Origin of the sequence: Lysobacter sp. CA199 (assembly GCF_052078715.1) — a bacterium.
Lineage (GTDB): Bacteria > Pseudomonadota > Gammaproteobacteria > Xanthomonadales > Xanthomonadaceae > Lysobacter.
Genome location: NZ_JBQJIL010000004.1, coordinates 261,503 through 280,069, shown reverse-complemented (window position 1 = coordinate 280,069; position 18,567 = coordinate 261,503). Strand labels below are relative to the sequence as shown.

Annotated in this window: 17 protein-coding genes and 1 tRNA gene; 6 read left to right on the top strand and 12 right to left on the bottom strand. The window is 67.7% G+C overall.

Annotation, left to right across the window (positions count from 1 at the left end):
• Genes ACTOWJ_RS08595 through ACTOWJ_RS08585 form a run of 3 tightly spaced genes read left to right on the top strand, consistent with a single transcriptional unit; the run spans window position 1 to window position 4,107 of the window.
• Window positions 1–765 (top strand): fimbrial biogenesis chaperone, encoded by a 765-nt coding sequence (locus tag ACTOWJ_RS08595; RefSeq protein WP_441334186.1) that lies wholly within the window; start codon window positions 1–3, stop codon window positions 763–765.
• Entirely contained in the window at window positions 740–3,106 is a 2,367-nt protein-coding gene (locus tag ACTOWJ_RS08590) for a fimbria/pilus outer membrane usher protein (RefSeq protein ID WP_441334185.1), read from the top strand. The genes ACTOWJ_RS08595 and ACTOWJ_RS08590 overlap by 26 nt, the downstream gene beginning before the upstream one ends.
• Window positions 3,103–4,107, top strand: coding sequence for a Csu type fimbrial protein (locus tag ACTOWJ_RS08585; protein WP_441334184.1), 1,005 nt, complete (start codon window positions 3,103–3,105; stop codon window positions 4,105–4,107). Before ACTOWJ_RS08590 ends, ACTOWJ_RS08585 begins: the two co-directional genes overlap by 4 nt.
• A 25-nt stretch (window positions 4,108–4,132) precedes the next feature.
• Here the strand turns inward: ACTOWJ_RS08585 and ACTOWJ_RS08580 are convergent, their stop codons facing one another.
• From ACTOWJ_RS08580 to ACTOWJ_RS08530, 11 genes are all read right to left on the bottom strand, one after another.
• A complete protein-coding gene (locus ACTOWJ_RS08580) occupies window positions 4,133–4,798 on the bottom strand; it encodes a hypothetical protein (RefSeq protein WP_441334183.1) in 666 nt (221 codons plus the stop codon).
• 51 nt (window positions 4,799–4,849) lie between these two features.
• Window positions 4,850–6,418 (bottom strand): hypothetical protein, encoded by a 1,569-nt coding sequence (locus ACTOWJ_RS08575; RefSeq protein WP_441334182.1) that lies wholly within the window; start codon window positions 6,416–6,418, stop codon window positions 4,850–4,852.
• A gap of 13 nt (window positions 6,419–6,431) precedes the next feature.
• Window positions 6,432–6,506 (bottom strand) — tRNA-Ser (locus ACTOWJ_RS08570).
• A 307-nt stretch (window positions 6,507–6,813) separates the two neighbouring features.
• Window positions 6,814–7,746, bottom strand: coding sequence for a 5'-nucleotidase, lipoprotein e(P4) family (locus tag ACTOWJ_RS08565; RefSeq protein WP_441334181.1), 933 nt, complete (start codon window positions 7,744–7,746; stop codon window positions 6,814–6,816).
• Between the two features lie 229 nt (window positions 7,747–7,975).
• On the bottom strand, window positions 7,976–8,836 hold the full coding sequence (locus tag ACTOWJ_RS08560) for an alpha/beta fold hydrolase (RefSeq protein ID WP_441334180.1): 861 nt from the start codon (window positions 8,834–8,836) through the stop codon (window positions 7,976–7,978).
• A 91-nt stretch (window positions 8,837–8,927) separates the two neighbouring features.
• Window positions 8,928–9,395, bottom strand: coding sequence for a RidA family protein (locus ACTOWJ_RS08555; protein WP_441334179.1), 468 nt, complete (start codon window positions 9,393–9,395; stop codon window positions 8,928–8,930).
• A gap of 205 nt (window positions 9,396–9,600) precedes the next feature.
• Window positions 9,601–10,119 carry a GNAT family N-acetyltransferase gene (locus ACTOWJ_RS08550; RefSeq protein WP_441334178.1) on the bottom strand — a complete coding sequence of 173 codons (519 nt, stop codon included), beginning with the start codon at window positions 10,117–10,119 and terminating at the stop codon, window positions 9,601–9,603.
• Window positions 10,116–10,625: a GNAT family N-acetyltransferase gene (locus ACTOWJ_RS08545; RefSeq protein ID WP_441334177.1), complete on the bottom strand. Its 510-nt coding sequence runs from the start codon at window positions 10,623–10,625 to the stop codon at window positions 10,116–10,118. Before ACTOWJ_RS08545 ends, ACTOWJ_RS08550 begins: the two co-directional genes overlap by 4 nt.
• Before the next feature lie 307 nt (window positions 10,626–10,932).
• On the bottom strand, window positions 10,933–11,958 hold the full coding sequence (locus ACTOWJ_RS08540) for a DUF4272 domain-containing protein (protein WP_441334176.1): 1,026 nt from the start codon (window positions 11,956–11,958) through the stop codon (window positions 10,933–10,935).
• An 85-nt stretch (window positions 11,959–12,043) separates the two neighbouring features.
• A complete protein-coding gene (locus ACTOWJ_RS08535; RefSeq protein ID WP_441334175.1) occupies window positions 12,044–12,781 on the bottom strand; it encodes a class I SAM-dependent methyltransferase in 738 nt (245 codons plus the stop codon).
• A 164-nt stretch (window positions 12,782–12,945) separates the two neighbouring features.
• Complete coding sequence (locus ACTOWJ_RS08530; RefSeq protein WP_441334174.1) at window positions 12,946–14,925, bottom strand: UvrD-helicase domain-containing protein; 1,980 nt, start codon at window positions 14,923–14,925, stop codon at window positions 12,946–12,948.
• Between the two features lie 121 nt (window positions 14,926–15,046).
• On the opposite strand from ACTOWJ_RS08530, the gene ACTOWJ_RS08525 reads away from it, so the two are divergent.
• The 3 genes from ACTOWJ_RS08525 to ACTOWJ_RS08515 all read left to right on the top strand — a co-directional run bounded on the left by ACTOWJ_RS08525 (window position 15,047) and on the right by ACTOWJ_RS08515 (window position 17,378).
• Window positions 15,047–15,820, top strand: a complete 774-nt coding sequence (locus tag ACTOWJ_RS08525; protein WP_441334173.1) for an SEL1-like repeat protein — start codon at window positions 15,047–15,049, stop codon at window positions 15,818–15,820.
• A 65-nt stretch (window positions 15,821–15,885) separates the two neighbouring features.
• Window positions 15,886–16,671, top strand: a complete 786-nt coding sequence (locus ACTOWJ_RS08520; protein ID WP_441334172.1) for a hypothetical protein — start codon at window positions 15,886–15,888, stop codon at window positions 16,669–16,671.
• 80 nt (window positions 16,672–16,751) lie between these two features.
• A complete protein-coding gene (locus tag ACTOWJ_RS08515) occupies window positions 16,752–17,378 on the top strand; it encodes a thymidine kinase (protein ID WP_441334171.1) in 627 nt (208 codons plus the stop codon).
• A 235-nt stretch (window positions 17,379–17,613) separates the two neighbouring features.
• On the opposite strand, the gene ACTOWJ_RS08510 is transcribed toward ACTOWJ_RS08515, so the two are convergent.
• Window positions 17,614–18,429: a nucleotidyltransferase domain-containing protein gene (locus tag ACTOWJ_RS08510; protein WP_441334365.1), complete on the bottom strand. Its 816-nt coding sequence runs from the start codon at window positions 18,427–18,429 to the stop codon at window positions 17,614–17,616.
• Window positions 18,430–18,567 lie beyond the last annotated feature (138 nt).

Here is an 18,567-nt window from a genome sequence, read left to right as displayed (position 1 = left end):
ATGATCCGCGGCCGGCTCCATCGGGCAGTCCGGGCCGCTCCGGCCGGGTTCGCGCTATGCGCCGTGTTGGCGCTGGCGCAACTGCTCGCACCGGCCACCGCGGCCGGTCTGCAGGTCACCCCGACTTCGCTGACCTTGCAGGCGCGCCAGCAGGCCGACGGCTTGTGGCTCAACAACACCGGCGACACCCTGTTGCGCGCCCAGGTGCGGGTGTTCCGCTGGGTCCAGGAAGACGGCAGCGAGCGTTTCGAACCCAGCCAGGGCCTGGCGATCAGTCCGCCGATGATCGAACTGGCGCCGGGCGCGCGCCAACTGGTGCGGGTGATCCGGCTCGGCGCGCCGCCGGCCGGCGAAACCGCCTACCGCCTCATCGTCGACGAACTGCCGCTGGAGCAGACCGCGCAGACCAGCGGCCTGCAGTTCGTGTTGCGCTATTCGGTACCGGTGTTCGTGGCGCCGGCCGGCGACCCGTCGATCCGGCCCGAGCTGAGCGCGCAACTGAGCTTCGAAGGCGACACACCGTGGCTCGCGGTCGGCAACCGCGGCGGCCAGCACGCGCAGCTGGCCGACCTGACCTTCATCGACGCGCAAGGCAGCCGCCATCCGATCGCGCCCGGCCTGCTCGGCTACGCCCTCCCCGGCCAGCGCATGCGCTGGGCGCTCAAGGCCCCGGCGGCGCTGTTGCGCGGTCCGGGTACGTTCAAAGCGAGGATCAATGGCGAATCCGACGAGCAGGCGCTTGCGCTGGACCCGCCGGCTCGCTGAAGCCATGCCGGCCGGCCTGCTCCTGGTGGCATCACCACCCAGCCACGCGGTCGAACCGCCGCCGTTGACGATCGCGCGCGCGGGCGAAGCGCAGGCGGCCAACATGGCGCTGTACCTGGAAGTAAGCCTCAACCAGATGCCTTACGGCGCGCCGCAGCCGTTCGAGCTGCGCGACGGACGCTTGCATGCCAGCGTGGCCACGCTGCGCGCGATCGGTTTCGCCCTGGACGGCCGCGACAGCGGCGAGGTGCTCGCGCCCGACAGCCTGGACGGCGTTTCGGTGCGTTTCGACGCGGCGGTCCAGCGCGTGGCGATCGACGCGCCGCTGGCCTTGCTGTCGTTGGCCACCGCGCGGCTCAACACGCCCGGCGCCGATGTCCCCGTCGCCACCGCCTCGCCCGGGCTGCTGCTCAACTACGACCTCTACACCAGCCGCGACGACCGCGGCGACAGCACCACCGCCTTCGCCGAACTGCGCGCGTTCGGCCTGGGCGGTGGCGTTCTCAGTCAGACCGCGGTCACCCGCAGCTACAAGAACGAAGGCGATCGGCGCCGCACCGACTCGGTACGACTGGACAGCAGTTGGCGCTGGTCGAAACCCGAGTCGATGTTCAGCGTCACCGTCGGCGACGTGGTCAGCGGCCAGCTCGACTGGAGCCGGCCGTTGCGCCTGGGCGGCGTGCGCATCGGTCGCGATTTCGGCCTGCAGCCTTATCGCATCACCACGCCGTTGCCGACCTTGCTCGGCGAAGTCGCGGTGCCCTCGGCGGTGGATCTGTACGTCAACGGCATCCGCCAGTACAGCGGCGAAATCGCGCCCGGACCGTTCCAACTGGCGACCATTCCCGGTATCACCGGCGTCGGCAACGCGCAGTTGGTGGTCACCGATGCCTTCGGCCGCGTCCGCACGCTCGACTTTCCGTTCTATGCCGCGCAACAGCTGCTGGCCAAGGGTTTGTCGGACTGGTCTCTGAGCCTGGGCCTGGCGCGCGAGGACTACGCGGTGCGTTCGTTCTCTTACGGCAACGAGCCTTTGTTCAGCGGCGATCTGCGTTATGGCGTCAGCGATAGCTTCACCGTCGAAACGCACGGCGAAGGCGGCGACGGCGTGGTCAACGGCGGTGTGGGCGGCGTGTGGCTGCTCGGCCAGGCCGGCGTGGTCAGCGCGTCGCTCGCGCACGGGCAGGATCGCGACGACTCGGGTTGGCTGTACGCCGCGGCGTACAACTGGGGCAATGGGCGGTTTAATTTCTCGGCCGATACGCAACGCACGCACGGCGAGTATCGCGATCTGGCATCGCGCTACGGCATGGGCGCGCCGCGGGTCAGCGAGCGCGCCGTGGTCAGCTGGAGCGGCCACCTTGTGGGCAGCCTCGGGCTGAGCTACGTGCGCCTGATCTATCGCGGCGAAACTCCGGCGCGTTACGCCAGCGCGACCTGGAGCCGCAGCTTCGGCGGCCGTGCCGCGCTGAGCCTGTCGTACAACCAGAACCTGGACGAAAGCGCCGATCGCAACGTGTTCCTGGGGCTGAGCTACAACTTCGACGATCCCAACCGGCGCAGCACTCAGCTCAGCGTGTCGGCGCAACGCACCCGCGACCGCGATCAGGCGGTCATCGACCTGACCCGGCCGGTGCCCGGCGACGGCGGCTTCGGCTGGCGCCTGCAGGCGCGCGGCGGCGACGGCGAGGAAGGCGGCTTGGCCGAAGCGGGCTGGCTCAACAACGCCGGCCGATTCAATGTGGGCGTGGCGCGCCAGGGCGACCACGATTACGGCTACGCCAGCGCCAGCGGCGCGCTGGTGTGGATGGGCGGACACATGTTCGCCGCGCGCAACGTCAGCGACGCCTTCGCGGTGGTCTCCACCGGCGTACCCGGCGTGCCGGTGCTGCTGGAAAACCGGCCGTTCGGCCGCACCGATCGCGACGGCATGTTGCTGGTGACGCCGCTCAACGCCTGGCAGCGCAACCGCATCGGCATCGATCCGATGGAACTGCCGCCGGACACCAAGCTCGATCAGGTCGAGACCCAGGCCACGCCGAAAGACCGCTCCGGCATGGTGGTGCGCTTCTCGATCCAGAAGATCCGCGCCGCGGTGCTGATCCTGCGCGATGGCGCCGGCCAGCCCTTGCCGGTGGGCGCGCGCGTGCATGGTGCGGACGGCGGCACGGCGGTGGTCGGCTACGACGGCGAGACTTATCTGGAATCGCTGCAAGACCACAACGAACTGCGCGTGGATACGCCGCAGGGCCGTTGTCGCGTGCGTTTCGATTATCCGGCCGATGCGCAGGGCATCGTCCGGATCGGTCCGCTGGCGTGCACCGCGCAGGCCTCGCCATGAAGCATGGCCTGCTCGCGCTGTTGTCGTGCCTGCTGTGGTTCGCCGCGCCTGCGCGCGCGGCGACCAGTTGCACCGCCAGCATGACCAATCTCAATTTCCCCGCCACCACCGGCGCGATCAGCGACGCCACCGCCACCCTCACCGTGACCTGCTCGACCGGCGCGCTGTCGCTGCTGGCGCGGGCCAAGGTCAACATGTGCGTGAGCATCTTCAGCGGTACCGACGGCGGCGGCACGCTGGCGCCGCGAAGGATGATCAACGGCTTCAACGACCCGCTGCAGATGCAGCTCTACAGCGACGCGGCGCGCAGCGCGATCTGGGGCGCGCGCGGCAACGCCACCGTGCCCAACTTCGTGCCGCTGCAGTTCGATTACGCAGTGCCGCTGCTGGGCGGCAGCCAAACCCTCACCGCGACCTTGTACGGCCGCATCCCCGCCCAGACCGCGCTCAACGCCGGCACCTACGTCAACCGCTTCACCGCCGGCCCCGATACGCTGATCGAGTTCCGCTACGCCGAAGCCCTGCTCGGCAGTCCTCCCATGCCGGCCTCGTGCCTCAGCGGCGGCAGCGCCGGCACCGCGAGTTCGTTCCCCTTCACCGTCAACGGCTCGGTGCCCAACACCTGCACGCTCACCCCCAAGCCGGTGCCCGATCTCGCCTTCGGCAACGTGCCCGGACTGATCGCATCCAACGTCGACCGCACCACCGCGATCGGCCTGACCTGCACCGGCCACACCGCCTGGCAGATCGGACTCAACAACGGCCTGTACGCGAGCGGCACGATCCGCCGCATGCGCAACGCCGGCGGTCAATTCGTTCCCTATGAGCTGTACCGCGACAGCAATCACATCCAGCGTTGGGGCAACACCGTGGGCACCGACACTCAGGGCGGCACTGGGACCGGCACCGCGCAATCGCAGACGGTCTACGGCCGGGTCACGCCGCAGACGGCGACGGTGGGCAGTTACAGCGACACGATTACCGTCACGGTGACGTACTGAGCGCAAGCCGCGCCGGAACGCAGGCTCAAGCCAACAGCGGGTGCGCGCCGGTGGTCCAACCCAGCAGGCGTTGCGCACCGTGGGCATGGAGCGTGCGCGAATCCAGCCGTTCGCCGGCCACGGCGAGCGTCAGGCCACGCAGGATGGGCGCGAAGCGCGCCGCCATCTGCGCGGGCTGCGCGGCGAACGAGGCGACCGCGGCATCGGCGAACTCGCGCTGCTCCGATTCGGGCAGCCAGGACAGAAAGAACAGCATCTGCCGCCACGCATAAGCGATCTGCTTGAGCCGGATCAGCCGCGCATGGCGGCCGTCGACCTTCATCCGATAGCGCGCCACGCTCCAGTCCAGGCAGCGCTGCGCCATCGACGCGAGTTGTCCTCGCAAGGCGTCGCCAAGATCGAGCCCCGCATACAACTGCGCCAGATTGTGCGTGGTCAGAATCTGCTGCTGCTCCAGCACCATGCCGTTGGCCGCCGCCCCGGAACGGCCCGGCTGCACGCCCGCGCGCGCGGCGCACAATGCGGCCAAGGAGGTTTTGTCGTCCTTCAACGTCTCGATCTGCGCGCGATCGACGTCGTAGTAACGCGCGTACACGCTGCCCTCCATCGTCTGCGCCGCCTGTCGCGCCGCGCGCAGGAACACCGGTGCGAACTCGCCCGTGAAAATGTCGGCGGCCAGTTCCTCGGTCAACGGCAGATCCAGTCCGGCCCGATCCGCCAACGTGTCGAGTTCGCGGATCAGCTAGTTCGGCAATAAGGCCTGGGGGAAAGCCGACCACACCATCGCCACGGTTTCGTCCAGGGCGCGCCGCACCGCCGGAGCGGCTTGCGCGCCTTCGCCGCGCAGACGGTCCAGGCTCGCGACCCAGGGCAGTTCCTCGAATCGCACCTGCGATTGCAGATCCAGCAGCAACAACGAGCGGCGACGACGGAACGCGCGATACAACGCCGCGTACAGCGAACGTAGCTGCGACGCGGGCAGACTTTGCGCGCTCAGCCGCGAAACGGCGGGCGGCAGCAGCCGCGCCACTTCCTCGCCGGAACCGACCAGGCCGCGCGCGACCAACTCGGGCAACATCGCGCGCAAACAGCGCTCGACCCGGCGACGCACCGGCTCGGGCATCGGCGTATCGCCGGCGATGCCGAGGGCCGCCGCTTCCTGCGCATCCACCGCGCGCAGCGGCGGCTCGATGTCGTTCAGGCCGAATTGCGGCGGCCGATCACTCAACCGCGACGCGACCAGCCCGGCCAGATCGCGCCACGCCGGGCCGGCCACGTCCGCGCGTTGCCGTGCTCGCTGGACGGTGCAACGTTCGCCGCCGGGTTCGCCGTGCTTGTCGAGATGACGCTGCACGATCAGGCGGATGCGGCCGACTTCTCGGCCGTCCAACGACTCGGGTCGGGCGGCGCAGCAGGCGAGAAAATCGCGCAGCTGCGCGGGATGACGGTTGCGACGCTCCGGCGCGCCGGACAAGCCGTGGCGATGGCGCAAGCGCGCGTACTCGTGCAGCAAGGCGCGCGCACGCGACGCCCAATCGGCCGGATAACGGCGACACGGCCAGCCGTCTTCGACGGTTTCCAAGAACAGCGCGACCACGCGATCGTGGTACGGCGCCCAGACTTCGACCGCCTCCTTCTGCGCGAGCAGCTGTTGCTGCGGACGTACCGCCTGCAGCGAGGCGATCACCGCGGCGACATCGCGCGCTTGCACGCGCGGATCGTGGTCTTGCGGCGTATCGGAAGGTTGCGGATAAAAACGCAGGCGGTCGAAGTACGGAGCGAGCTGGGCGAGCAACTGCGCCGCCGACTCGCTTTCGCCGAGCGCGACCAATGCGGCAACGGCGAGCAGCGCGCCTTCCTCCGGCAATTGGATGCGATAGCGGCCGTCGCTCAGGCGCCGCAAGGCTTCGGCCTGACCGTCCGGCCCGGCGTACCAGGCATTGATCGCCGCGCGCGTCCCGGCCTCGTCCGCGCCGAGCGCACGCGCGAGCGCGCGTTCGTGCGGGTGCAGCGGGCCGCCGGCGAGCGCCTGGCCGCTGGCGAATCCGCCGTGCACGACCTCGAGCGTAGCCCAGGCCGGCAGGTCCGCCACCGGCGCGCGCCGGCCATGCGCCAGCGTGCCGAGCAGCATCGTGCGCAACAGTTCCTGCCAGCGCCGCACTCGCTCCAGCGCGCGTTCGCGCACGACCGGATCGGCGTGCTCGACGGCGGTCGCCAAGGCCTTGTCGAGTTGCGCCTGGGCGTAGCCTGGATTTACTCCGGAAGCGGCCGCGCCGCTGCCGGCGCGCTTGTCGTCCTGACCCGTCGTCATGCCTGGCCTCGAATGGATCCGGGGGCTGGATTCGAACCAGCGCCCGCCCGGTTAGCAGCCGAGTGTTCTGCCGCTGAACTACCCCGGATCGGTGTGCGCGGCGCATCGGGTCGCCGCGGTGCTGCGGGCCTATCTTGGCATGGCGCACGCCGCCGCTGGCGGCCGCTGACGACCCGACCGACGGCGCGGGCCAGCGCGCGTGGGGCAAAGAAAAAGGAGGCCGAAGCCTCCTTCAAACCGGCTCGCGCCGGAAGATTACGAGTTGTGGCACGGCCCCGGCTGGCACCGGGATGGCGGCAGCCTAACGCCCCTTGCAAGTTAATGCAACACCTGAAGTATTGGGATGTAACTTATTGATTATAAATTGCAACACCGCCACGGAGTCTGAGACCGGCTCAGGGCGCCACATCCAGCGCCGCGCGCTTGGCCTGGCGGCGCGTATCGCGCGGCTGGCTGAAATCGTTATTGAAGGTCATCGCCTCCCACGAGCCGTAGCTCGGATTGGGCAACATCCACCAGCGCTCGCCGAACCAGTCGTGGTACTGGCTCAGCAGCGCGTCGCGACCTTCGGGGGTGTTGGCCACCACCTGGACGAAATCGCCGAGTTGATCGCCGAACTGCATCAGCACGCGGTACTGCTTGCCGGCCAACAGGCGGCGGCAGTTTTTCTCGCTGCCGTTCTGCTCGCAGCCCTCGACCACCGTGCCCAGGCCGAGAAACACCGAGTCGTCGGCGACCGGCAAACCGGCGCTGCGCAGGTTGGCCAGGGTGGCTTCTTTCAGATGCACGGCGCGATTGGACAGATACAGGAGGGTGATGCCCTTGGCCTGAGCGGCCTTGGCGAAATCGACCACGCCCGGCAGCGGTTTGGCCTTCTTCTCGGCCACCCAGGCGTCCCAGGTGACCTCGTCGTATTCCTTGCCGTCGCGGACCAGCCGCGCCTGATACGGCGAGTTGTCCAGCACGGTCTCATCGACGTCCATCACCACCGCCGGCTTGAGGCCCTTGGCCGAATTGCCGCGCTCCTCCGGCACCAGCGCGTCCCAGTTGGGCTGCTTGAGCGCGATATCGAGCTTGTCGGCGGCGGCGCGGTAAATGGTTTCGGTGCTGGCGCGGTACTCGACCGAACGCTGCATCCACAGCACCGCATTGAGGTTGTCGTCGGCGGCGACCGCGGTGGCCGGCCGGGCGTCGGCGGCGGACCGGGCGGGCGCGGGCTTGCCGTCGGCCGGGGCCGTCGCATCGGCGGGCCGGCCCGGCTGGGGCTTGCACGCGGCCAACGCGAGCGCGCAGGCGAGGACGGTCAGAGGCAGGGCGCGGATCTGCATGCGCGATGGGGTCCGTGGGAAAGGCGGGAGTGTAGGCCCCGGCGCAAAAGCGTGTCGATTCCGGTCGTCCGGGACGCCGCACGCGCCCCGGGCCTGCGCGCGCGGACCCGCCGATGGCCTGCAAGCGCTCAAAGCGTGAGTCGGATCGGCCCTCGCCGCGGGCCCTGGCCACGGGCGAGACCAGACCCGGACACCGCCGCTGAACGAGCAAGAACGAACTTGCGTTCGACTATCGAGCCGAACCGGCAGTCGCCGTATGCGCGAGGATCGCCTCGATCATCGCCGCCCAGTCGGCCGGATGCAGTTCGTGTCCACCGCCTTCGATGCGCAGCAACTTCGCGCCGTCCACCGCGGCCGTCAGCGCTTCGGCATGCCCGATCGGGAAGATCGGGTCTGAGGTGCCATGGATCGTCAGCACCGGCATTTTCAAATCGCGCACGTGCCGGAACTGGGTGTCATCGCCATCCACCAGCTCGAAATGATTGGTTGCGCTGGCGTAGTTGCGAGCCCGCGCGATGTCGGCGCGGATGAACGCTCTGGCCGCGTCGGCGTCGTGCGGATGCCGGGTTCCGGCGATGGCGGCCGCGTCGCGACTCACGTAGTCCAAGGCCGCGGCCGGATCGGTCCAATCCACCGACTCGCCGCTCTCGCAATGCTCGATGTAGGCCGCGTCCATCGGCGGGAGGCCGTCGAGGCCCAAGGGCGAGGTGCCGACCAAGGTCAGGCTGAGAACGCGCTCGGGATGCGCCAGGGCCGCGCGCTGAACGACCATTCCGCCCATCGACATGCCGACCAGATGCACCGCCTCGAGCCGATACTCGCCGGCGATGAGGAATACGTCGTCGGCCAGATCCGCCATGCCGTAGTTCGGCTCGCCGGGCGGGCAGTACGTGGACAGACCGGTGTCGCGCTGGTCGTATCGGATCACGTAACGGCCGCTGCGCGCCAGCGCTTCGCAGAAGCCCTGGGGCCACCACAGCATCGACGCCATCATGCCCATCACCAGAAGCACCGGCGGATGGCTGGGATCGCCGAACGCCTGGCTATGAAGTTCGACCCGCTCGTCGCTGGCGTTATTAGTAAGCGTCATCGCCCGTTTTCCTTGTCATGCAATCGAAAAAAGATGCCCGGCCCAAGCGCCACAGGCGCGAGCCGTTCTTGAGTCATCGTTGGATCGGCGCTTATTTGCCTTTATGCGGCGCCTGCGCGATGCATTCGACTTCGACCTTGGCGCCCAAGGCCAGCCCGGATGCCGCCAGCGCGCTGCGCGCCGGGAACGGCGCGCTGAAGTGCTTGCGGTAGACCTCGTTGAACGCCGGCCAATCCTTGATGTCGGCCAGGAACACCGTGCATTTGACCACATCGCGCATCGACGCGCCGTGGCGTTCGAGCACGGCGCGGATATTGCTCAGCGTTTGCTCGGTCTCGCCCTGGATGCCGCCTTCGGCCAGCGCATTGTTCTTGCCCGGCACGGTGCCGATCTGGCCGGACAGGAACAGCACATCGCCGCTGCGCACCGCTTCGGAGAACGGCAACGCGGCCGCGGCCGGGTCGGGCGAACGCAGGAATTCGGGCTTGTGCGCCTCGCCGGCGGCGGCCGTATGCGCGGCGAGCAGCAACCACATCGAAATCGAAGCGAGCGAACGCATAAGACCTCCGGGGGAGTAGGCCAACGGTCCGGCGATCATCGAATCGTATGCCGTGATGCGCAAGTGACGGCGATAACCAATCCTCGCGCGCGACACCGATCGTTGCGCAAGCCGTGTTCCTCTCTGCCGCATTCGATGCCTGAGGCGGGACTCGAACCCGCATGGCCTGTCGGCTCCGGCTTCTGAGATCGGCGCGGCCGCATTCTCAATCCCGAGTCCGTCGATAGCGCCAGAAATCGCGCGCTTGCCCTTGCACCGTGCGCAGACCCTGCATCAGTTCGATCGGCAAGAAACCGCTCTTCTCCAGGACGCGCTGGCTCGCCGAGTTGCTGTCGAGCGCGTAGGCATCGATGGACGCGTAGTCGCGTTCGGCGAACGCCCATTGCGCGACCGCCTCGCAGGCTTCGCTGGCGATGCCGCGGCCCCAGTACGCCGGATGCAGGTTGTAGGCGATCTCGCCGCCGCGCGGCTGCGTCCACACGGTGTGGAAGCCGACCGTGCCGATCAGTTCGTCCAGATCGTCGACGATCGCGAACAAGGCCGGCGCATCGCGATTGAACGGATTGGACTCGGCGATCTGCGGATACAAGACTTCGATCCCGTCGAGCGCCCAACTGGTGTGCTCCACCGCGTCCGGCATCGACAGATAGGCGAACCACGCCGGCGCATCGGCCATCGCGATCGGCCGCAGGTGCAGGCCGACCCGATGCAGCCGCGGCATCATGCCGGCGCGGCGGCGGGCACCGGCGCGACCTGCAGCGAGACCTGCTTGGCGCCGTCGACCGCCCACTGCGTACCGACTTCGGCGAAGCCGTAACGCGCGTGGAAGCGGCTGGAGGCTTCATTGAACGGCACGATGTAGAACTCGCAGGCGATCTGGTTGAAGCCGCGGTCGCGCGCGAAGGCGAACAGATCGTCGTACAGCAGGCCGCCGAGCTTGCGGCCGCGATGGCTTTCGGCCACGGCGATCCGATCGACGTACAGGAAGGTTGGGTAGCGCTCGCAAAACCAGAGGTAGTTCGGGCTGTCGTAATCGGCGCCTTCGCGGAACGCGAGCAGGAAGGCGACGATGTCCTGGCCGTCGCAGACGACGCGGTGATACACCGATTGGCGATCCAGGCGGGCCAGACGCATGGCGTCCAGCGGGCTCATCAACGCTTCGGATTCCAGATTGAGGGCGAGCACCGACGGATGGTCGGCAGCGGTGACGTTGCGGATGCTCAGGCTCATGCCGCGAGTATGCGGCAGCGGTGTCGGGCAATGCGAATGCGTCGTGTGGTGTTGTGCCGGAAATCGTCGGCGGATGGGCGGTGGCGTCGGTCTGCGCAGTATCGCGGTCGCGGCTTGCGCCGCTCCTACAGGTAGCGATCGAAGGACACGGCTGTGCGAGGCAGCAGCGGCCCAGGCCGGCAATCCTTCATGAGGCAGCGTATGCCTCGGACGCTATCCGTAAGAGCGGCGCAAGCCGCGACCGCGCGCCTTCGGCCACGCGACGCGACGGCATCCGGACGACGCCGCTCCAACACGTCCACTCCACTCAAGTAGGCGTCCCGACCTCGTCCCAATCGTGTTCGTCGAAACGCAGCAGCCAGTTCAAGGCGTAGTGACGTTCGTAGACGACACTGGGATGCAGACCGATCACCGGCTCGCGCTCGTCCAGACGCGCCTGCCGCACCAGCCAATGACGGCGGTAGACCGCATCGAGCGCGTCGAGCAGTTCGGGCACCGGCCGCAGGCGCGCCTGCGCGATCCTGGCCGGGTCAGCATGGTCGATGGCGATGCGGGCGACGGCGCCGGCATCGCAGATCGCGGTCGGCGGCGGCAGGACATCGGTCAGGCCCAGCGCCCATTGCAGCAGCACCGCGCTTTCGTAACGCCAGCCGTGGTTGGCCCAGGTTTCCTCGTCGGGCGCATCGCTGTCGAGGAAGCCGCGCTCGGCCGGAGTCAGCGCGTCCACGCCGGGACCGAGCTTGGCCCGGATCTCCGGCTCGGACAGACGCTGCGAGCTCAACGATTCGGCGCGCACCGCGACCGCGCACAGCGCGAGCATGCGGCGCATGGTTTCCTCGGGCGAACGCAGGCGCACTTCGCCCTCGCCCAGCACCGGCGGCAGATGCGCCGGTGGCTGCGCGCCGAGTTGCTTGAGCTCGGCCTCGCTGCGCTGTTTGCGATCGCGCGCATCGGGCGGATACGGTAGGGTCGCGTCGGCCTCCACCGGCGGCTCGCCGCGGCTGACCAGCACGTTGCCGGCCGCATCGCGCACGCTGCCGTCGGGCAGAAAGCACAGCACGTTGGCGGCCTCGCCCCAGGCGGCGAGCGCGTCGAACGCGTGCTCGCCCACTTCGAAACTGTAGTGGATCTGCACGCGCTGCAGATGACGCAATACGCCGAAGGTGCGCGCATCCATGCCTTCGCTGACCGTGCTCAGCACGTAGCCGACGAAACCTTGCAGATGCGGCACCAGTTCCGGATCGCTGCGGTCGCGGCGCGAGGGCGCGGCATCGAGAAATTCCGGCGGCGGCGGCGAGGCGAGCGTGGAGTAAGCGTTGATCAGCAGGGCCATGGCGGTGCGTAGTCGGTGGATGACTTACCAAGATTAGCGCAAGTCGCACCCGCTCATTCCGGACCGCGGCCTACGATTCGCACGCTCACACCCAACTGATGGTTTCAGGCACGGGCTTGACGGTCACCAGGACCTCGTTGAGGTCGGCGCGGATGCCCCGCTCCAGGTCGTCGATATGCAGCATGTGCGTATACAGGCCGCAAGCGCTATGGATGTAGCGACAGATGTCGTATCCCCAATCGACCGTTACCAGAACCCCATCGTCACTGATCGGATTGCCGTGATATTGCGCCTCTTTTATGTGCGTGATGCTTCCGTCGACGTTCATGCGCGCGCGCCGCACCGAGGAAAAATGCTTGTGCACGATAGGCACGGTAAAAATATGCGCGCCGCCAGGTCGCAAGGTACGGGCGACCTCGGCGAAAGCCTGGGCGGGATCGAAAATATGCTCCATCACGTCTTGCGAAATGTGCAGATCGACGCTTTCGTCAGCGAACGACAAGGCTTCTAAATTCTCGCAACGCATGCCGGAAACGAAATCGCCTGGGGCTACCCCAGGGAAGAATTGCGAGGGAATGTAGTCGGCGCATTCCTGGCTCAGACGCACGCTGGCGCCACGCATCGCCGGCGAGGTTTCATGGATCCGCAACTCTCGCCATTGTGGGAAAAAGCGATCAATTACGTGCATTAAGGCACGTTCGCGCGGAACGCTACCGCAAAGATCGCAAACAAAACTATCGCGCAACCATTCATGCGTGGCGGTAAAGCTACTTTGCTGCGAACACGTAGGGCAAACACCATGACTCTTCAAGAAAAAACTCATTGGCACTTTCCTGGCTGGCCTTATCCCGTACTGCGCGATATCGGCTGACTATTGATCCCTTAACGCCCCAGACCAGCGACTGCGGCCGGTCAAACCGGAAAGCTATCGATGAATTATCGAAATAGCAACCTCAAGGTAATCGCAGCCACGGCGGAATATTCCAACTAGCCTTCCAACAACGCCTTGATCGCCGCGAACCCCGCCGTAGCGCGCTCGTGCTTGCGCGCCGCATCCGCCACCGGGTCGGCGCCGTCGCGCTGAATCTCGTCGGCGGGCAGTTCATCGATGAAGCGGCTGGGCTTGAGCCGGATGCGCTCGCCCCAGCGCTGGGTTTCGCGCGCATGCGACAGGTACAGCGCTTCCTTGGCGCGGGTGATGCCCACGTACATCAGACGGCGTTCTTCGTCGAGGCGACCTTCATCGAGACTGGCGTCGTGCGGCAGGTTGCCGTCTTCCACGCCGACGATGAACACATAGCGGTATTCCAGACCCTTGGCCGCGTGCAGGCTCATCAAGCGCACTTGGTTGCCGGCCTCGCCCTTGTCGGCATGCGAAAGCAAGGCCAGCTGCGCGGCCAGTTCGCCCGGACCCGAACCCTTGCCGCCGTCGAACCAGCCCGACAGTTCGGCCAGATTTTCCTTGCGCCGCTGGAAACCGGCCTCGTCCTTGCACTGGGCTCGGATCGAAGCGAGCAGGCCGCTGCGCTCGGCCAGCACCCCGACCAGTTCGCCGGGCGAGATGCGCTGCGCTTCCTCGCGCAGGAACCGCACGATCTGCACGAACCCGTCGAGCGCGTTGCCGGCGCGCGGCGTGAGCTGCTTGATCGCGTGGATCGATTCGGCCATGCGCGACATCGGGATATGCGCGTTCTGCGCCATCTCGGCCAGCTTGGCCAGACTGGTCGCGCCGACCTCGCGCTTGGGCGAGGTCACCGCGCGCAGAAACGCCGCGTCGTCGTCGGGATTGGCGATCAGGCGCAGCCACGACAGCGCATCCTTGACCTCGCCGCGTTCCAGGAACGCGGTACCGCCGCTGACGTGATACGGCACGCGCAACAGCTGCAGCGCTTTTTCCAGCGCGCGGCTTTGATGGTTGCCGCGGAACAGGATGCAGAAGTCCATCCACGGCGCGTTGTTCTTCTGCGCCAGGAACTGGATCTCGCTGGCGACCTTCTCGGCCTCGTGCGCGCTGTCGCGGCATTCCCACACCCGGATGCGCTCGCCGTCGGCCTGGTCGCTCCACAGGGTCTTGGGGTGCTCGTGCGGATTGTTGGCGATCAGCGCGTTGGCCGCGCGCAGCACTCGGTTGCTGCAGCGGTAGTTCTGTTCGAGCTTGATGATTTCCAGGCTCGGATAGTCCTTGCCCAGTTCCAGCAGATTGTCCGGATTGGCGCCGCGCCAGGCGTAGATCGACTGATCGTCGTCGCCCACGCAGGTGAACAGGCCGCGCGGGCCGGCGATGGCCTTGAGCAGGCGGTACTGGGCGTCGTTGGTGTCCTGGCACTCGTCGACCAGCAGATAACCGATGCGCTCGCGCCAGGCCAACTGCACTTCGCTGTCGGCTTCCAGCAATTGCACCGGCAATCGGATCAGATCGTCGAAGTCCACCGCATTGAAGGTGGTCAGGCGCGCCTGGTACATCTCGTACACGGTCGCCGCCTCGATCTCGCGCGGGCTGCGCGACTGCGCGAGCGCCTGCTGCGGCGACAGGCCGGCGTTCTTGGCGCGCGAGATCAGATTGCGCATGTCGTCGAGCACGTCGGGCTTGGTGCCCGCCGGCAGCAGATCCTTGATCTGGGCGTTGCTGTCGTCGCTGTCGAACACGCTGAAGCCGCGGCGCAGGCCGAGCTTGGCGTGTTCAAACTGCAGGAACTTCAGGCCCAGCGCGTGGAAGGTGCAGATGGTCAGCCCGTCGGCGGCGTCGCCCTTGATCCGCCTGGCCACGCGCTCGCGCATTTCCTTGGCCGATTTGTTGGTGAAGGTGATCGCGGCGATGCGCTTGGCCGGCATCCGGCCGGAGCCGATCAGATGAGCGATCTTCTCCACGATCACGCGGGTCTTGCCGCTGCCCGCGCCGGCGAGCACGAGCAAGGGGCCCTCGGTGTGCAGGACGGCGGCGCGTTGGGGGGGATTGAGGCCGTGCATGGAAAACTGAGTCGTCGGCGGGGCCGGATCGGCCGCACAGTCTAACCGCCCGGACCGGCCGCGCCGGCGTTAGGCTAGACACCCACGGAGCCCGGATGGCTCCGGACGGTCGGAGGTCACGATGGCACGTGGTTTTGCGGGCTGGATCGTTTGCGCCGCACTGGTCTTGCCGGCGACGCCGGCCTACGCGGGCGCCCGAACCGCGGCCGAGCCGGCCGCCGCGCCGAGCCCGGAACGCGCGGCCAGCGCGGAAACCGACCGCATGGCGTTGACCGATTTCGATACGCGCCAGCGCCTGGCCGCCCACTACCCCAACGAGCTCTACCGCCTGTACGGCTCCGCGGCCGCCGGCCAGGGCCGGTGGAGCGATGCCGCGGCGCATTTCCGCCATGCCGCGCGCTATGCCGACAAGTATTCGCAGCACCGGCTGAGCCTGATCTATTGGCACGGCTTGGGCCTGCCACGCGACCGCGCATTGGCCTACGCCTGGGCCGATCTGGCGGCCGAACGCCTGTATCCGCAATTCGTACTGATCCGCGAAAAGATGTGGCAGGAACTCGAACCGGCCGAACGCGAGCGCGCGCTGCGCGAGGGCGTCGCGCTGTTCGACCAGTACGCCGACGCCGCGGCCAAGCCGCGCTTCGAGCGCGCCGTGGCTCGCGCGCGCTCGCGGATCACCGGCACCCGCACCGGCCTGAGCACCGGCAAGCTGGACGTGTACGCCTCGCGCGACGGCGAATGGGGCGGTTCGAACGCCATCGACCTGAGCCCGATGTACGCCGATTGGCGCCTGGACAGCAAACGCTATTGGGCGGTGGAGGACGTGGTCTGGCAGAGCGGCGGCAACGTCGAGGTCGGGCCCAGCCAAACCCTGCCCGCGTCCGGCCGTCCCTGAAACGGCCACCACCAAACCCTTTCCGACAGCGCCTTATCGGCGCGTCCCTCCGGAGCAGACCCGCCATGAAGGCGCCGTATCGACCCTTGCCATCGCTGTGCCAGACCTTGGCCTTGGCGGCGGCGTGCACCGTCCTGCCCGGCCACGCCGTCGCGGCCGCCCCCACCGATCCGGCCGAAGATCCGTACATGGCCGAAATCGGCTACATGGAACTGCATCCGGATGTGGAGTATCGCCAGTCGGGCCAGCAGGCCTACAAACGCGGACGCCTGGCCACCGCGCTGCAGCGTTTCCGCCGGGCTGGCTATTTCGGCGACAAGCCCTCGCAAAGCCTGGTCGCGCAGATGTACTGGAAGGGCGAAGGCGCGCCCGCCGATCGCGCCTTGGCTTACGTCTGGATGGATCTGGCCGCCGAGCGCGGCTATCGCGATCTGGTCGGACTGCGCGAGCGCTACTGGGCGGCGATGACGCCAGCCGAGCGCGAACGCGCGCTGCAACAAGGCCCGGCGCTGTATCGGACCTACGGCGACGCCGCAGCGAAGCCGCGCTACGCGCAACGGCTGACCCGACTGCGCAATCAGATCACCGGCAGCCATCTCGGCATGGACGTGGGCATCGCGGTGAGCCAAGGCAGGGACGGCGTGTACCAGGAGTCGAACAAGGTCGGCGTGTTCTACGCCCGGACCCACTGGGATCCCCAGCTGTACTGGGCTGCCCAGGACCGTACCTGGCGGCAGCATTTCGGCGGTACGGTCAACGTGGGCGGTATCCAGGCCTTGGGCCAGGGCGAACCCGGCGCGGCCCCGGCAGCGGCGCCCGAACCAGCCCAGTCGCCCGAGCCCAAGCCCTGACGCGCGCGGCCGGCCGCAAACCCGGCGACGGCGCAGCGTCAAGTCTGTAGCGCCGCGCCCGCGCGGCCTAAACTGCGGGCATGGCCAAGCTCTATTTCTATTATTCGGCGATGAACGCCGGCAAGACCACGACGCTGCTGCAGTCGGCGCACAACTACCAAGAGCGCGGCATGCGCGTGGCGATCCTGACCCCGCGCCTGGATCACCGCGCCGGCAGCGGCACGGTGGCCTCGCGCATCGGCCTGCGCGCAGACGCCGTCGCCTTCGACCGCGACACCGACCTGGAGGCGCTGATCCACGCCGACATCGCCGCGCGCGGCGCGCTGCACTGCGTGCTGGTCGACGAGGCCCAGTTCATGAGCCGCGCCCAGGTCTGGCAGCTCAGCGAGATCGTCGACGAATTGCGCATCCCGGTGCTGTGCTACGGCCTGCGCACCGATTTTCGCGGCGAGTTGTTCGAAGGCAGCCAGTACCTGCTGGCCTGGGCCGATGAACTCACCGAGATCAAGACCATCTGCCACTCCGGCAAGAAGGCCACCATGAACGTGCGCGTCGACGAAGCCGGACGCGCGGTGCAGGACGGCCCGCAGGTCGAGATTGGCGGCAACGAGCGCTACATCTCGGTCTCGCGCGCCGAGTACAAGAAGGTGATGCGCGGAGAGGGCACGATCGAGCCGTTGCAGCAGCCGTTGCCGTTGTCCAGTTAAAGCAGGGCGCGCAAGCCACCCGAGCCGACGGGCGCGATTGAAGTCACGAGATTCCCGCGACTTTCGAGCGGGGCACGAGCGTTCGTATCGAAGCCGCGAAGTCTTTTGTGGGAGGGGCTTCAGCCCCGACGCTTTTGCCTCAAGAGCAGTGACAGGTCCCGCAGCATACTGATCGAAGAGCGTCGGGGCTGAAGCCCCTCCCACAAAAGACTTCGCGGCGACGCAGTGGCCCGAGTCAGGCGCCTCGATCCAACGCCATGCGGAAAAACGTATCCAGCCGATCTGCACTGCCCGTCCCCGGCGGCAGCGCCGGTTGCCGCGCCTGCATCCGCTCGATCTGCGCCTCGAGATAATCGCTGATCGCCGCGATCCGCGGCCCCGCCGCCACTTCTGCGCTTTGCCGCTTGCGTACCAGCAGCGCATCCACCGCCTCGCGCACCGGCCCGTCCGGCAACAGCCGTTCGAGCAAGTCCTCGAAGGCCATCGGCGGCGCGCCGCTTTCGCATTCGATCCACTGGCAGGCCAGCACCGGGCGCAGGACGTACAGGTACTTCTTGGTGCGGATCTGCTCGCCGCCCAGATGGCTGCGCAAGGTGCCGCGGGCCAGGCTGAAGTAGTGGTGCCAGGCTGCGATCGGCGAGTAGAACTCTTCGGTCAACTGGCGCAGGCCGGCGCTGAGCGCATCGTCCTGCCGGTAGACGATCGGCGAACGCAGCCACTCCAGCAGGGTCGGATTGGACTTCGACACCAATCGCAATGCCTTGCGCAGATCCCATCCACTCACGTCCAGATCGCTCTCGATCGGCAGTTCGATCACATCGCGCTGCGGCTCGCCCGGTCCGGTGCGTTCGTTGACGGTGAGGTACCACGGCCGCTCGTGCACGTAGACGAAGCGCGCGTCGTAATCGCTGTCGGGCGAGGAAAAGCCCCAGCCGCGACTGCCCGATTCGCAGGCATACACGATGCGCACCGCGTGCTCGCGCTCGATCGCCGCCAATGCGTCGAGCACGGCGCGGCGCTTGTCTTCGGCGATGGGGTGGATCTCGGGCAGGCGGGACGGATCGAGCATGGCGGCGGCGCGCGTTCGGGCGGGCCAGTGTAGCCGCGCGCGGCCGCTTCATCCTCGCCTCACCCGGACCGGCCATTGTCCGCCCACGCTGTCGTATCGTTGACCGTACCGCCCGCCGAC

Excerpts from the sequence above, each read along its gene's own strand:
- ACTOWJ_RS08595 (WP_441334186.1), top strand. The coding sequence starts at position 1 with ATGATCCGCGGCCGGCTCCATCGGGCAGTCCGGGCCGCTCCGGCCGGG.
- ACTOWJ_RS08585 (WP_441334184.1), top strand. The coding sequence starts at position 3,103 with ATGAAGCATGGCCTGCTCGCGCTGTTGTCGTGCCTGCTGTGGTTCGCC.
- ACTOWJ_RS08575 (WP_441334182.1), bottom strand. The coding sequence starts at position 6,418 with ATGACGACGGGTCAGGACGACAAGCGCGCCGGCAGCGGCGCGGCCGCT.
- ACTOWJ_RS08565 (WP_441334181.1), bottom strand. The coding sequence starts at position 7,746 with ATGCAGATCCGCGCCCTGCCTCTGACCGTCCTCGCCTGCGCGCTCGCG.
- ACTOWJ_RS08560 (WP_441334180.1), bottom strand. The coding sequence starts at position 8,836 with ATGACGCTTACTAATAACGCCAGCGACGAGCGGGTCGAACTTCATAGC.
- ACTOWJ_RS08555 (WP_441334179.1), bottom strand. The coding sequence starts at position 9,395 with ATGCGTTCGCTCGCTTCGATTTCGATGTGGTTGCTGCTCGCCGCGCAT.
- ACTOWJ_RS08550 (WP_441334178.1), bottom strand. The coding sequence starts at position 10,119 with ATGATGCCGCGGCTGCATCGGGTCGGCCTGCACCTGCGGCCGATCGCG.
- ACTOWJ_RS08545 (WP_441334177.1), bottom strand. The coding sequence starts at position 10,625 with ATGAGCCTGAGCATCCGCAACGTCACCGCTGCCGACCATCCGTCGGTG.
- ACTOWJ_RS08540 (WP_441334176.1), bottom strand. The coding sequence starts at position 11,958 with ATGGCCCTGCTGATCAACGCTTACTCCACGCTCGCCTCGCCGCCGCCG.
- ACTOWJ_RS08535 (WP_441334175.1), bottom strand. The coding sequence starts at position 12,781 with ATGAGTTTTTTCTTGAAGAGTCATGGTGTTTGCCCTACGTGTTCGCAG.
- ACTOWJ_RS08530 (WP_441334174.1), bottom strand. The coding sequence starts at position 14,925 with ATGCACGGCCTCAATCCCCCCCAACGCGCCGCCGTCCTGCACACCGAG.
- ACTOWJ_RS08525 (WP_441334173.1), top strand. The coding sequence starts at position 15,047 with ATGGCACGTGGTTTTGCGGGCTGGATCGTTTGCGCCGCACTGGTCTTG.
- ACTOWJ_RS08520 (WP_441334172.1), top strand. The coding sequence starts at position 15,886 with ATGAAGGCGCCGTATCGACCCTTGCCATCGCTGTGCCAGACCTTGGCC.
- ACTOWJ_RS08515 (WP_441334171.1), top strand. The coding sequence starts at position 16,752 with ATGGCCAAGCTCTATTTCTATTATTCGGCGATGAACGCCGGCAAGACC.